At 62.1% G+C, this 11,819-nt stretch carries 12 protein-coding genes; 4 read left to right on the top strand and 8 right to left on the bottom strand.

The window, feature by feature from the left end:
• Positions 1 to 31: 31 nt before the first annotated feature.
• Positions 32 to 1,411 (top strand): hypothetical protein, encoded by a 1,380-nt coding sequence (locus AAGI46_02585; protein ID MEM1011090.1) that lies wholly within the window; start codon positions 32 to 34, stop codon positions 1,409 to 1,411.
• 119 nt (positions 1,412 to 1,530) lie between these two features.
• Here the strand turns inward: AAGI46_02585 and AAGI46_02590 are convergent, their stop codons facing one another.
• The 3 genes from AAGI46_02590 to AAGI46_02600 all read right to left on the bottom strand — a co-directional run bounded on the left by AAGI46_02590 (position 1,531) and on the right by AAGI46_02600 (position 4,880).
• Positions 1,531 to 2,454 (bottom strand): prepilin-type N-terminal cleavage/methylation domain-containing protein, encoded by a 924-nt coding sequence (locus AAGI46_02590; protein ID MEM1011091.1) that lies wholly within the window; start codon positions 2,452 to 2,454, stop codon positions 1,531 to 1,533.
• Positions 2,455 to 2,519: 65 nt separating this feature from the next.
• Positions 2,520 to 3,674, bottom strand: coding sequence for a substrate-binding domain-containing protein (locus AAGI46_02595; GenBank protein ID MEM1011092.1), 1,155 nt, complete (start codon positions 3,672 to 3,674; stop codon positions 2,520 to 2,522).
• A gap of 174 nt (positions 3,675 to 3,848) precedes the next feature.
• A complete protein-coding gene (locus AAGI46_02600; protein ID MEM1011093.1) occupies positions 3,849 to 4,880 on the bottom strand; it encodes a thiamine phosphate synthase in 1,032 nt (343 codons plus the stop codon).
• A 38-nt stretch (positions 4,881 to 4,918) separates the two neighbouring features.
• On the opposite strand from AAGI46_02600, the gene AAGI46_02605 reads away from it, so the two are divergent.
• The 3 genes from AAGI46_02605 to AAGI46_02615 all read left to right on the top strand — a co-directional run bounded on the left by AAGI46_02605 (position 4,919) and on the right by AAGI46_02615 (position 7,588).
• Positions 4,919 to 6,046 carry a site-specific DNA-methyltransferase gene (locus AAGI46_02605; GenBank protein ID MEM1011094.1) on the top strand — a complete coding sequence of 376 codons (1,128 nt, stop codon included), beginning with the start codon at positions 4,919 to 4,921 and terminating at the stop codon, positions 6,044 to 6,046.
• Positions 6,047 to 6,211: 165 nt separating this feature from the next.
• Positions 6,212 to 6,505 (top strand): hypothetical protein, encoded by a 294-nt coding sequence (locus AAGI46_02610; protein ID MEM1011095.1) that lies wholly within the window; start codon positions 6,212 to 6,214, stop codon positions 6,503 to 6,505.
• A 279-nt stretch (positions 6,506 to 6,784) separates the two neighbouring features.
• Positions 6,785 to 7,588 carry a hypothetical protein gene (locus tag AAGI46_02615; protein ID MEM1011096.1) on the top strand — a complete coding sequence of 268 codons (804 nt, stop codon included), beginning with the start codon at positions 6,785 to 6,787 and terminating at the stop codon, positions 7,586 to 7,588.
• Between the two features lie 73 nt (positions 7,589 to 7,661).
• Here the strand turns inward: AAGI46_02615 and AAGI46_02620 are convergent, their stop codons facing one another.
• The 5 genes from AAGI46_02620 to AAGI46_02640 all read right to left on the bottom strand — a co-directional run.
• On the bottom strand, positions 7,662 to 8,681 hold the full coding sequence (locus AAGI46_02620) for a type II secretion system protein (GenBank protein MEM1011097.1): 1,020 nt from the start codon (positions 8,679 to 8,681) through the stop codon (positions 7,662 to 7,664).
• A gap of 116 nt (positions 8,682 to 8,797) precedes the next feature.
• Positions 8,798 to 9,505, bottom strand: a complete 708-nt coding sequence (locus AAGI46_02625; protein MEM1011098.1) for a PEP-CTERM sorting domain-containing protein — start codon at positions 9,503 to 9,505, stop codon at positions 8,798 to 8,800.
• Between the two features lie 178 nt (positions 9,506 to 9,683).
• Complete coding sequence (locus AAGI46_02630) at positions 9,684 to 10,898, bottom strand: DUF1343 domain-containing protein (protein ID MEM1011099.1); 1,215 nt, start codon at positions 10,896 to 10,898, stop codon at positions 9,684 to 9,686.
• Between the two features lie 144 nt (positions 10,899 to 11,042).
• Positions 11,043 to 11,381 carry a hypothetical protein gene (locus tag AAGI46_02635; GenBank protein ID MEM1011100.1) on the bottom strand — a complete coding sequence of 113 codons (339 nt, stop codon included), beginning with the start codon at positions 11,379 to 11,381 and terminating at the stop codon, positions 11,043 to 11,045.
• A 65-nt stretch (positions 11,382 to 11,446) separates the two neighbouring features.
• Positions 11,447 to 11,819, bottom strand: a 373-nt coding sequence (locus AAGI46_02640; GenBank protein ID MEM1011101.1) for a PEP-CTERM sorting domain-containing protein, incomplete at its 5' end; no start/stop codon positions are given.

The following is an 11,819-nucleotide window of genomic DNA, read 5'->3' on the forward strand; positions in this document are numbered from 1 at the left end:
GACTTCGATCCGTCCCGCTACCGATCCCGCAGTGCGATGGGTCGTTCCTCAGCCGGGCGAGTCAGCAGATGTGGCGATTGCGCACCTGCTCGAAGCGCTGTCGGATGCCCCGCACCGTGTCATCGGCCTGGGTCCGAAAGGTCCGGGACCCGATGGGACCTGGCTGCTGCAAGCGTCGATCGTGCTGCCGAGCAGGACGACGCTCGTACTGGCCGGTGCGTGTGTCGTGGCTGCGCCGGACATGCGGCGGCCGATGTTGACCAACGCTGTCCGCCATCAACTCGAAGGCCATGACGAGCAGATCAGCGTCATCGGCGATGGCCGCAGCAGCTTCGACGGTCAGGCCGACCGTCCGCCGCGTGGGTCCAACGGCATTCACTTCTGCGGCGTGCACGGCCTGTCGGTCAGCGGCATCCGCATCGGCCGAACCTCTGGCTGGGGACTGCGCATCGAAGACGTCACCGATGTCCACGTTCGGGACATCAACTTCTTCCAGGACGGCAATCACCCGTGGCAGGACGGCGTCCACATCAATGGGCCGGCCGAACGCGTCGCGATCAACGGCGTGACGGGCGTGTTCGGCGACGACGTCATCGCCGTCGACTCGGCGCTGTGTCAGAACCGGACGGGCGGACCGATTCGCGGCGTTGCAGTGTCGAACGTCGTCGCCCACAACATCCACGGAGCCGGTATCGTGCGGACGATCGCCGCGAAGGACAGGCCGTTGGAGTCGGTCCACTTCAGCAACCTGACGCTCGTCAACACGCCCGGCAAGGGCTCCGACGCCGCCATAAAGCTCGGCTGGGACGGGGGCAAGCAGATCCGCGACGACTGGGAGTGGCCAACGGCTGACGAACACAAGGACATCGTCATCGAGAACGTCAACGTCTACGGCTGGGGTGGCCCGGTGATCTGCGCGTATCACCCAATGCGCAACGTCACGATTCGCAACCTCACTGCGGAGCACACCGGCCCGCTGTTTTTCAACCTGGAGCACGAGATCAAAGGGCTGACGCTCGAACGCGTCCGCTCCCGATTGCTTGCCGAGTCGCAGGCTCAGCTGAACACCGGCTTTCTCGAAAAACTCGTCAAGGGCGAGGTCTACACGCTGGGCGGCGAGTACACGGCACGCTTCCTCGAGAGCGATCTCGCGGCGATCACGTTCAATCACGCCAAGTGCCACGACATCCGCTTGCGTGACATCGCGCTCGACTGCGTCGGGACCGGTGACGGCAATGCAAGCTGGGCGACGGCGCTTGCCGCGATCTGTGGTGCGACCGTCTCGAACTTGCGAACCGACGACGTGCGAATCCGCGGCTACGCCCACGACTGGCGGGTCGAATCCGACGCGACCGTCAGCTCGAGTGATGTGTCATCGGACGGCTGGTCGCCATCGTCGATTCCGGCGTAGTCAACGTGCGAGCCGCCTCTGTCTTGTTTGGTGGCACGCAACAACGGCGAAAAAGAAGCACGCCAGCCGATCGGGCTGACGTGCCTCTTCTGCGTTGGGTCAAAGCGGGACGCTAAGAATCAGAGCGGGCCGCCCGGCTTCTGGGTCCAGAGGCGGTTGTCCCAGACGATCAACTCGACTGCGTTGCTGGGGTTCCTCTTGAAACGGATGTCGCCGACGCGGTGGTTGCTGGCGTGGCCGTCGAGGTAGACGAAGTTGGACGAGGGGTTCTCGTCATCGCCGTGCTGGAACGACGTCTTGAGCAGACCCCAGTCGGTCGAGCCCTCGCCGAGCAGGAACAGCTCCGAAGCCCCCTTGCGACCGAAGCGACCGATCTTCTCGTCGCCCCACTGGAGTCCGTACGGCCAGACCATGTCCTGTAGGGCAAAGGCCGTTCGGCTGTGGAGGTTGTTGTGCGTGGTGTGCCAGCCCCACTGTCCGTTGATTGCGTACTGGGTGAAGATGCCACCGGCACCTGGTTCGGTGTCAAGGTACGTCTCTTGTGCCAGGCGTCGGTCACCGCCGGTCGAGCGGTAGATTCGGCCAGCCACCGTCGAGCCGTTGATCTCTGTCGCGATGGCGTCGAGCCGAGCGACGGGCACGTTCTGGTCGACATATGTCGGCGAGGCAGGGCAGGTCAGAATCTCAGCCGTGCGGACGTTGTTGAAGGGACCGCCACTGATCGACTCGACGGTTTCGGTCCGGTCGATATCGATGTAGCCGTTGTCGACGATTCGCGGCCACGCGATGTTCTGATACTGACCGCCGAGCGTCGGGTGCGGCCGGTAGGACGGCGGGAGCCGGCTGTCGTTGTCCATCGTGTAAGCGATGAACGCCATGCCGACCTGCCGGAGGTTCGACAGACACTTCGTTGTTCGAGCCGACTCTCGAGCCTTGCCGAGCGTCGGCAGCAAAATCGACACGAGCAGTGCGATGATGCCGATGACGACGAGCAGCTCGACGAGCGTAAAGCCCTTCCTTGTCTTGTTGTAGCGATTTTTCACTTGGGACCTCCTCAGTCGGTGGTGATGCAGTCAGTACTCGTGGCAGTGACGAAGCAACAAGACATCTAACCCGCGGTCGGGCGGATCAATGTCGGTTTGACGAGACGAAGTTGCGGCTCGTCGGCGAGTGAGCCATCGACCCGGCCGTGCAGCAGATCGAGCATTTCTTTGCCGAGCAGGTCGTTGTGCTTGTCGACCGTGAGCGCCGGAACTGACGCCTCGAACAGCGATTCCTCGCAAAGTGAGTGGACGTTGTCGTAGCCGCAGACGATGACGTCTTCGTTGGGCGTTTTCCCGAAAAGCCGGACGGCGGATGCGACGGCGTAGGTGTCGCGATCGCTAGCAACCATCAGGGCATCGACCTCAAGGCTCGCTCCGAACGCCGCCAGCAGACTTCCAGCGATGGCCTTCACGTGCGCGTCGAAAGCGTCGCGGTTGGTCATCGCAATCGAAGTCGGAATCGTCACCCGTTGAGGCCGATCGAGTCCTGCTGCCGCACACGCCTCGTCCGAGCCGGCGAGTCTGTTCCTCATCCAGTAGACGTCCGGCGAGGCACCCGACAGATGGGCTAGTCGGGTCTTCCCGTCATCGATCAGGGCCTGCGTGATGATGTTCCCGCCGTGTGTGTGGTCGGAAGCGACGCGATCGAATGCGGCGAACGACGGATCGCCACCGCTGGCGACGAGTCGCAGGTCGTGACGCTGAATCGCCTCGCACAGCTCGCACACCGCGGCAGTGTTCAGGCCGAAGACTTCCGGCACGAGCACGCCGAGCGGCTGCATCTGACTCAGTCGACGCAGTGAGTCGTCGGTGAGTTGGTCCGGATGGAGCGACAGCAGATTAAGGCCGGCCTCACTGATGGAACGACTCAGGTTGAGCGTGATGTACTGCGACCATCGCTGCCAGATCGCCGGCTCGTGCGTCGACACCGGAGGCGGCAGGATGAGGGCGGCCGTGCCGGTAAGGAACCCACGCGAGGGCTTGGCAACCATGATCCGTCGGCCGTCGCGGCGCAAAACGCCTTCGTCGATCAGTTGCATCAACGCCCGCCGGACCGTCGTGCGGTGGCTTGAGAATCGCGTGCTCAACATCCGCTCAGACGGAAGCGGGAAGGCATCGGTGAACTCCCCGGAATTCACGTGTTCCCTCAGCGCCTCAACCATTTCTCGCCGGCTGAGGCTTCCGCTGTCGTCGGATCGGGTGAGCGTGCTGCTTGCCATGCGACCGTTGTAACAGGAACCGAGGCCCAATACAGGTGAGCCGTCGGGCATTGTGGCACCAAAAGCTTGTATCGTCAAGATGTCAAGACGGATTTGTGCCCATTTCGGTTTCAAATCGAATGGGGCGTCGCATCGTTGCTTGCCGACCCGATCGATACCCTCGGCTTGGGCGATTCAGTGGTCTGTCGGCATCGCAAGCTGACGCACGGCGGACGCAGGATCATCGGCCTTGGTCACCGCAGACGTGACCGCAATGGCGGTGACACCGCTTTGCCAGACGGCCGGAGCGTTGTCGGACGTGATGCCGCCGATGGCGACCGTCGGGAGTCGATCGAGTGCGGCGGCTTCGTGGGCGAACTCCAGGCCAGGAAGAAAATCGCGTGGCTTGGTCGGGCTCGGAAAGACCGGGCCGACGCCGACGTAGTCTGCGCCGTCGCGCCACGCTGCTTCGACCTGATCGATGTCGTGCGTGCTGACTCCGACGATTTTGCTCGCCCCGACCAGCTTGCGGACCTCGCGGCACGGGAGGTCGCTCTGGCCGACATGGACGCCGTCTGCGTCGGCAAGCAGCGCGACGTCAGGGCGGTCGTTGACGATCAGCAGACACTTTCTCTCACCGCAGAGCGTGCGAAGTCGACGTGCTCGGATCAGAAGCTCGCCCGACGGCAGGTCCGGCTCGCGCAGCTGCAGCACGTCCGCTCCGCCGTCGATGGCGAGTTTCGACGTTTCGAACCAGTCGCGCCGGCAGAAGCTCTCGGTGATGAGGACGTAGACGCGAACGCCTGCGAATCGATCGCGTGGCCGGAGGGCGAGCGTGAGCCGTCGCTCCAGCTCGTAGGCGGCATAGCGAACCTGCTCGACCTCCGCGGCGGCTGAGGCATCGAGTGTTTTGAGCGTCTCCTCGACCACCCGCAGGGCCTCCGTCGTCCGCTTGCCCGCGGCGAGGGCGACCGCAGCGAGGTCTGGTCGATCGGCTTCAGCAGGCGTCGAGATGCGTGTGCCGACGTCACCTGGCGTGTCGCGATGTGTGATGGCGGACGCCTGCAGGTCACTTGTCGCCAATGCGAGTCGATGGCGGGCGGTCTTGGCAAGTTCGGACAGCTCTGCGTCGTCCAACGCGAATCGAGCGACGTCCTCCATCGTCCGCAGACCCTCTCGGCAGCGGTTCAGGTTCGCGTCGAGCATGCGGAGGGCGGCAGCCTGCACGCTGCAGGTTATGGGACGAAGCAGCCGATACGGCACCCATGGCATCGGCTACGACGGTCAAGAAGCGCACCCGGACGGCTCCACGCAACCTCAAGGACCGCCAGAAGACGCATTCCAAGGGCCTCAAGGCCGTCAAAAAGCGGGCACGGTCGCAAAAGCCAGGTGTGGTGGGCCAGATCAAGCCACGCCTTTACGATCCTGCCGGCGTGCCGGTGACCAATCAGATCATCCAGGGCGACTCGCTCGAGCTGCTCCAGAACGGACCCGCCGGTTGGGTCGACCTCGTCTTTGCCGATCCGCCGTTCAACATCGGCTACCTCTACGACGGCTACGAGGACCTTAAGCCGGCCGAGCAATACGTGAAGTGGTGCGGCGAATGGATGAAGGCCGTCCAGCACGCGCTGAAAGACACCGGCAGCTTCTTCCTGGCCATCGGCGACGACTACGCGGCCGAGCTTTGCGTCGAGGCCAAGAAGCTCGGCTTCACGATGCGGAACTGGATCATCTGGCACTACACCTTCGGCCAGCAGCCCAAGCACAAGTTTGCCCGCAGCCATACGCACATCCTCTACTTCACCAAGGACGCCAAGAAGTTCACGTTCAACGGCGACGACATCCGCGTGAAGAGCGCTCGCCAGACGATCTACAACGACCCGCGGGCCAGCAAGAAGGGCAAGCTGCCCGACGACACGTGGTACCTCCGGCCGCAGGAAGCTCAGGGCGATCTCTTCGAGCCCGACCAGGACGTCTGGAACGAAAGCCGCGTCTGCGGCACGTTCAAGGAGCGTGAAGGCTGGCACGGCTGCCAGATGCCGATCGCCGTGCTCGATCGCATCATCAAGGCCGCCAGCCATCCGGGTGACGTCGTGCTCGACCCGTTCAACGGCAGCGGCACGACCTGCCTGTCCGCGGCTTTGCTCGGCCGGCAGTACGTCGGCATCGAGCTCAACGAGGACTACGTCGAGCTCGCCCGGAAGCGTGTCGAACACGCCCTTGAAGGTGTCGAAGACCTCAAGGCCGCCAACGGCCCCGGCGCGACCAGCGGCACGTTCGAACTGGCCAAGATTCTCGAGCACGTCACCGACCCGAACCGCGCCAGCAAGGTGCAAACGGCAACCGACGCCCTCGGCCGCCCGCGCGTCGCCCGTCGGAAAAGGTCGGCGTAGCAATAATGTGATATTCCTGCAGTTTACTAATTCTATGCGTAGCCAGATTGTCGCATGGCACGCCGTTGGAATGCGATAGTGATTCCGTTACGGTCACCGAGGACAATTTGCGGTGATAAACATTCCGTGGGGAGTGTTTAGAATCACATTCTCGTAGGAGTTGCGATGAAACACAAGAAGAAATCTGTAGCAGCAGCGCTCGTCGCTGCTGTTGTACCTGTCAGTGTGATTTCAGCGTTCGAGACACAAATCGATTTCTCTGCGACCTTTAACACACGAATTACCGAGGGAAGAGTCGGCGGAGCCTCGACATTGAATGGGAACATCACGGACTGGTCTTTCTTTGATGGAACTGTAGTTGACAGCAGTAGGACGGTAAGTGTGATGGATGCGCCGATAGGCCAAACGACTCAAGGGCCACCTGATATCGGTATTGCATTGAGTGCTGGTGGGACGTAGATAGTAGACACATCAGGTTGGCCGAGCGCGGGATTTGGAACTCGTGATACCGCTGGTTTTGGGACTTGGTCGAGTGCTGGCGTAGAAGACTTTTCAATCTCGACGTCGCTGAGAGGTGGGGCAATCGTTTACAAGCGAATTATCGACAGCGAGCCAGGATCGATCTTTACAGGTAAGCCTTGGAGCAAAGAGACTTACGAGGAAGTTCTCTTTGGAAGTGGATTTTCATCTGCAGAAGTTGTCTCTTTCGATCCAACGATTAATCAACAGAATATTGTCATGACGTCGGCATCCTCATCTATCACGCTCGATTATACAATCAACTCGGTGTCGGCGTATACACCTTATTTCGCCGTTCCCGGTGACGGCGGTTTTACGAGCTACGAAGAAAGCGTCAACGACCCTGCAACAGTCTACGTTATTTCTCAAGGTCAGACTGTACTATCGAGAGGGATGATCGGCGTCAATTTTGAGGGTGATGTCTTCAAGTCTGGCGACGTTCTCACATCAACGACAGCACCGTCCGGGTCGCTCGTGTATGATGTGGATCTCGACCTCTCGGGTGTAACGCTCTCGGGCACCAGCGGTGCTGCTTTCACTGTGGAAGCCAAGTCTCTGATTCCAGGTGATTTTAACGGAGATCAAATTGTCGATAGCGACGATATCGATTTACTTGCTAATCGTGTCGCTACTTCGCCGTTAGCGAATGATATGTTTGATGAATACGATCTTGAAACTGATATGACAATCACGTTCGATCATTTAGTCGCTTCCGATGCGAGTATCGTAATCCGTGATGTGTTGTCTACAGAATTTGGCGATGCAAACCTCGACGGAATGGTGGATCTCGCAGACTTTGGTCTGCTCAATGCAAACTTTGGCTCATCGGGTGGCTGGGCACAGGGTGACTTCGATGGTAACGGCACTGTCAATTTGGCGGATTTCGGCATTTTGAACACTTACTTCGGCTTTGGAGGCTCTCGAAGCACGTCCGCAATGCTCCTTAGGTTGACGATTCCTGAACCGACTTTCGCTCTGAGCGTGATAGGTTTTGCAGTCTTTGGTATTGCGCGGCGTCGCTAGCCCTTCGCAATGAAAAAAGGCGGCGGCGTCAACGATCGTGACGCCGCCGCTCTGTTCCATTCATGCGGGTCGATCAAGGCTCAAAGACGAACGTTCCGCCGGTGGCAAAGAGTTCAGCAACATCGGCGTAGCCGGGAGCACGAATTGCGTTGTACGCCTCCGCCACGCTGAGCTTCTCAACGTGCCCGTCAACGAAGAGCATGTTGAGCCCTTTCTGCGTCATTGCCTCCTCTTTCGTCGCTCCGCGGAGGTGGCGCGTGGCATCGACAGCAAACAGCGGCGGGCCGACCCAAACGCTTTCACCGAAGTTGAAGGGATGCACCCGGTCTGTCTGGTAGTTGAAGGTCGACGGAGTGTTGAGGATGTGGAACATGGAGTCGCCGATCAGCGCCCTGGACGATCCGTCACGCCCCCACGTCGCCATCTTAAAATAGTTGCCCTGGGTGTTCTGGCCGAGATAAGCCAACTGTTCTTCCCCACCGCGTGCCCAAAACTCAGCACCCGTTGGATAGTACTGCATTCCGTACCCGGTTCGGACTCGGTCGCCGAAGCCGAAGTTGGGATCGAACTGACCAGAACCCTGCCACTCCGGGCAGCCCCAAATAACGCTCTTCTCGCGGATCGTGTCGATGTCGTCAGAATCCGTGACGTCGCTTTCTGTGATGTAAGGGGCGACGAGATCGCTCCAGCGTCGCTCGCCGGGGTCATCGGGATTGGTCGGAAAATCAAGTAGCCACGGGTCCGAGTTGGACGCGTCGCTGTTCGCTTCGTGCACTGCTACAGGAAAGGCGTACCCGAACTCATTTGCGTAGAGCACGAACGCCTTGCCGACTTCGCGGAGCGACGAGGCGCAAGCGACGGCTCCGGCGCTTTGGCGCGCCTTACTGAGGGTCGGGAGCAGAATCCCGACGAGCAGGGCGATGATGCCGATGACGACGAGGAGCTCGACCAACGTGAAACCGTGGCGTCGTCCTGTGCGAGCGGTGTAAGGCATAGCTGGATGGGTTGAGGAAGGCGATGGTCGGCCGTGTCGGCCGCGTCCCCGTTGACTGGTAAGCCCGTTGATTCGTCGTTGCCGGATCGAGGGTTGCATCGGTCCGGCGACGCGGTCTTATAGAAGCTTACGCCGGATCATCGCAAAACCGGAACGGCAATTCAAGCGCGGAAAGCACCGAATCGGCGGTCGGGCCGATTCGGTGGGAAAGGCGGTTAGCGGCGACGGCGAAGCAGGCCGAAGCTGGCCAAGCCGAGCAGCGACGCCGAGGCCGGCTCGGGGATCGGGCCGGCGTACTCCCACAGGACGCCGAAGCTACGCATCGACACGAAGCCGGGGGAGCCGTCGTGGTTCTGCGTGACGGTGTACGTGGCCGACGGATCCTCGATCGCGATGGTGCCGATCAGCTCCCAGAGGCCGATGCCTGCTCCGGTGTCAAGAGAGTTGATGTTCTGATTGACGACGTAGGTGGCGTCGCCTTGGTCGCCCGTGGCAACGAACGTCGTCGGCTGGCTGCTGGTGTTGGTCGTCTCCGGCCAGACGGTGTACACGTTGTAGAAGCCAGCGACTCCGCCCACGAGTCCCGTGGCAAACAGGCCGTCGTTCGGATCCGTTCCATCGGGATCCCAGAAGCTGTTGAGCGCGGTGCCGGGGGCGAAGACCGTGTTGTCGGCGTCCACAGCCGGGGTGTAGCTGTAGGTGTACTCGTCGACGGTGCCGTTGCCACCGAAGATGGAGCCGGCAGAGGAAGTGCCAGGGGCACTGACACCCGTCGAAGGGCCACTTGCAGCCGTGCCGCCAGCGCCGGTGTAGGCGTAGTTACCACTGGCCGTGCCGAGTGCTTCAACGATGAAGGCGGCCTGAGCGGTGCCGGCCAGTCCACAAGCCGCAGCGGCGGCAGCACAAATCGCGATGTTTCGCATATCTATCTCCCAGAATCAGAGTCCTGAACAAAACGGGCCGTTTGCGGACGCCAGACGCCCGTGCGACAACTGGCCGCGACGGCTACCAGTCGGGATTCTATAACAATTCCACAGCGATACAAGGCAATGTGACCCCGTCAGGCCGGCCCAGCGTCCGGTAATCGGCCTCATCCCGCCTTCACTCGTACAGCAGGAACGGCTCCCGCACCGTCCGGAACGCCTCGGCCTGCTCACGCTCGTCTGCAAGTCGGGCCTCCAGATCGCCGCCGGTCATGAGCACTTCACGCATGGCCGTGCTGCCGGTGACCTTGTCGAACATGCCGTGCCGACTCTCCGCCGCGGACAAGACGGCCGCCGCATCGGCGAAGGCGAGGACCCGGAAGTTGATCTCGTAGAGGTTGGCCTGGGTCGTCGGGTCGACCACGAGCTGCACGCCGCGACACGTCTCACCCTTGTGCGTCGCGTAGTACGGCCGGAAGTGGACCGGCACGAAGACGAGGCCGTCGGTGCCGATCTGAGCGTTGAGCGTCTCGGCCATGGCTTCGGCGTCGAAGTCCGGGTCGCCGACGATTTCGAAGGGCAGCGTATAGCCGACGCCGTTGGAGATCTGCATGAGCTCGCCCAGGATGCCTGTGGCCGCGTAGCCCCAGCAGCTGCTGGCGTGCGGGATGTGCGGGCTGGTCGGCACCCACTTCAGGCCGGTGTCGCTCCACATGGTGTCGCGGGTCCAGCCCTCCATCGCGACGACGGTCAGGCCGTCCCAGTCGGGGGCGTTGCGTTGCTGGATCAGCAGGGCAAGCTCACCGGTGGTCATGCCGTGGACGTACGGGATGTCGATGGCACTGACGAAGCTCTCCAGCTCCGGATTCACGCCGCCGCCTTCGATTCGATTGCCGCCGAGCGGGTTGGGGCGATCGAGGACGACGAGCGGCTTGTCCGCCTCGGCCACCCCATCGATGACGGCTTCGAGCGTGCTGATGTAGGTGTACGACCGGCTGCCGATGTCCTGGAGGTCGTAGACCATGACGTCGATGCCTGCGAGCATCTCGGGCGTGGGCTTTCGCGTCGCGCCGTAGAGCGAATAGATCGGCAGGCCGGTGCGTCGGTCGGTGAGATCGTCGACCTTGTCGCCGGCGTAAATGTCGCCGAAGACGCCGTGCTCGGGGCCGTAGAGCGCGACGAGATTGACGCCGCCTGCACGAAGGACGTCCGCCGTGTGGCGCAGATCGCCGGAACGGCTGGCGGCGTGCCCGACGAGTCCGACGCGTTGGCCATCGAGCATCGCGAAGTCGTCGGCTTCGAGGACATCGATGCCCAGCTTCGTCTGGCCCGAGGACGAGCTGACGAAAGCCGCGAGCGCGAGGAACAACATCGGGAGGACTGGGCGTCGCATCCCGACATCTTCTAGAAGACTTGCCGGACCGCAACCTCTGGAGACCGAGTTCGTGGTCCTGTCAGATCAAGCGATCCGACAACCCGAAGCTTCCGCCTCGGCGTCTTTGGTAACGCAACAGGGGTCGGGTTCGCGAGGGGCTGGTCAGGCAGCGCGTGTGCGACGCGACTCGTGGTCGTCGGTGACACGCAGCAGACCGGACGTCACGGCATGGTCGAGTCCGGTCGAGCCGCCATCGTCCTCGTCGTCGTCGCGTCGGGTGGCGTCGATGAAGACCTTGGCCGTCGGCTCGCGCGGGGCGACCTCGTCGGCCATCGATTCGTACCAGACGGCGTCGGTGAGATGGCGCTCGGCCTCGAAGCGGCTGACGTTGGCGAGCATCAACACGTCCTCGCGACTGCACTCCCGAACCGGCTTGCCGAGCGGCGTCATGCGATCCAGCGGATCGCGGCCGGCAGGTGTTGCAGTCTCGATGTCGTCCATGAGCAGCGCGGGACACGAGGTGTCCCGGTCTGCGTCGGCTGTCGTCGAGGGCGACTTGAGGTCGACTATCGATGACGTCGACGCAGCAGGATCGCGCCGCCGATGGCGAGGAGTGATGCGGTCGTGGGTTCGGGAACGACGCTGGCGTACCACGCATCGAGCAGGGCAAGGTCGCCCGGGCTGGACGTGCCGAAGTTGGCCCGCAGGATGCCGAAGTCGGCCAGGTCGACGGCGTCGTCCTCGTTGAAGTCACCGTCCTGGAAGCGTGGGTTGTCTGTCCGGCCGAAGTTGGCCCGCAGGATGCCGAAGTCGGCCAGGTCGACATCGAGGTCGAAGTCGGCATCGCCGCCGGTCTTGTCGAAGTCGATGCGGGTGACGTTGCCGTTGAACGTGGCGACGTAGAGCTCGCCGTCGGCGTCTTCGCCGAAGCTGGCGAGC

It is taken from the genome of Planctomycetota bacterium (assembly GCA_038746835.1).
In the GTDB taxonomy this organism is placed as follows: domain Bacteria; phylum Planctomycetota; class Phycisphaerae; order Tepidisphaerales; family Tepidisphaeraceae; genus JBCDKH01.

Bases quoted from the DNA above. Each gene is read 5' to 3' on its own strand.
- AAGI46_02620 (MEM1011097.1), bottom strand. From the start codon at position 8,681: ATGCAACCCTCGATCCGGCAACGACGAATCAACGGGCTTACCAGTCAA.
- AAGI46_02595 (MEM1011092.1), bottom strand. From the start codon at position 3,674: ATGGCAAGCAGCACGCTCACCCGATCCGACGACAGCGGAAGCCTCAGC.
- AAGI46_02630 (MEM1011099.1), bottom strand. From the start codon at position 10,898: ATGCGACGCCCAGTCCTCCCGATGTTGTTCCTCGCGCTCGCGGCTTTC.
- AAGI46_02610 (MEM1011095.1), top strand. From the start codon at position 6,212: ATGAAACACAAGAAGAAATCTGTAGCAGCAGCGCTCGTCGCTGCTGTT.
- AAGI46_02635 (MEM1011100.1), bottom strand. From the start codon at position 11,381: ATGGACGACATCGAGACTGCAACACCTGCCGGCCGCGATCCGCTGGAT.
- AAGI46_02625 (MEM1011098.1), bottom strand. From the start codon at position 9,505: ATGCGAAACATCGCGATTTGTGCTGCCGCCGCTGCGGCTTGTGGACTG.
- AAGI46_02615 (MEM1011096.1), top strand. From the start codon at position 6,785: ATGACGTCGGCATCCTCATCTATCACGCTCGATTATACAATCAACTCG.
- AAGI46_02605 (MEM1011094.1), top strand. From the start codon at position 4,919: ATGGCATCGGCTACGACGGTCAAGAAGCGCACCCGGACGGCTCCACGC.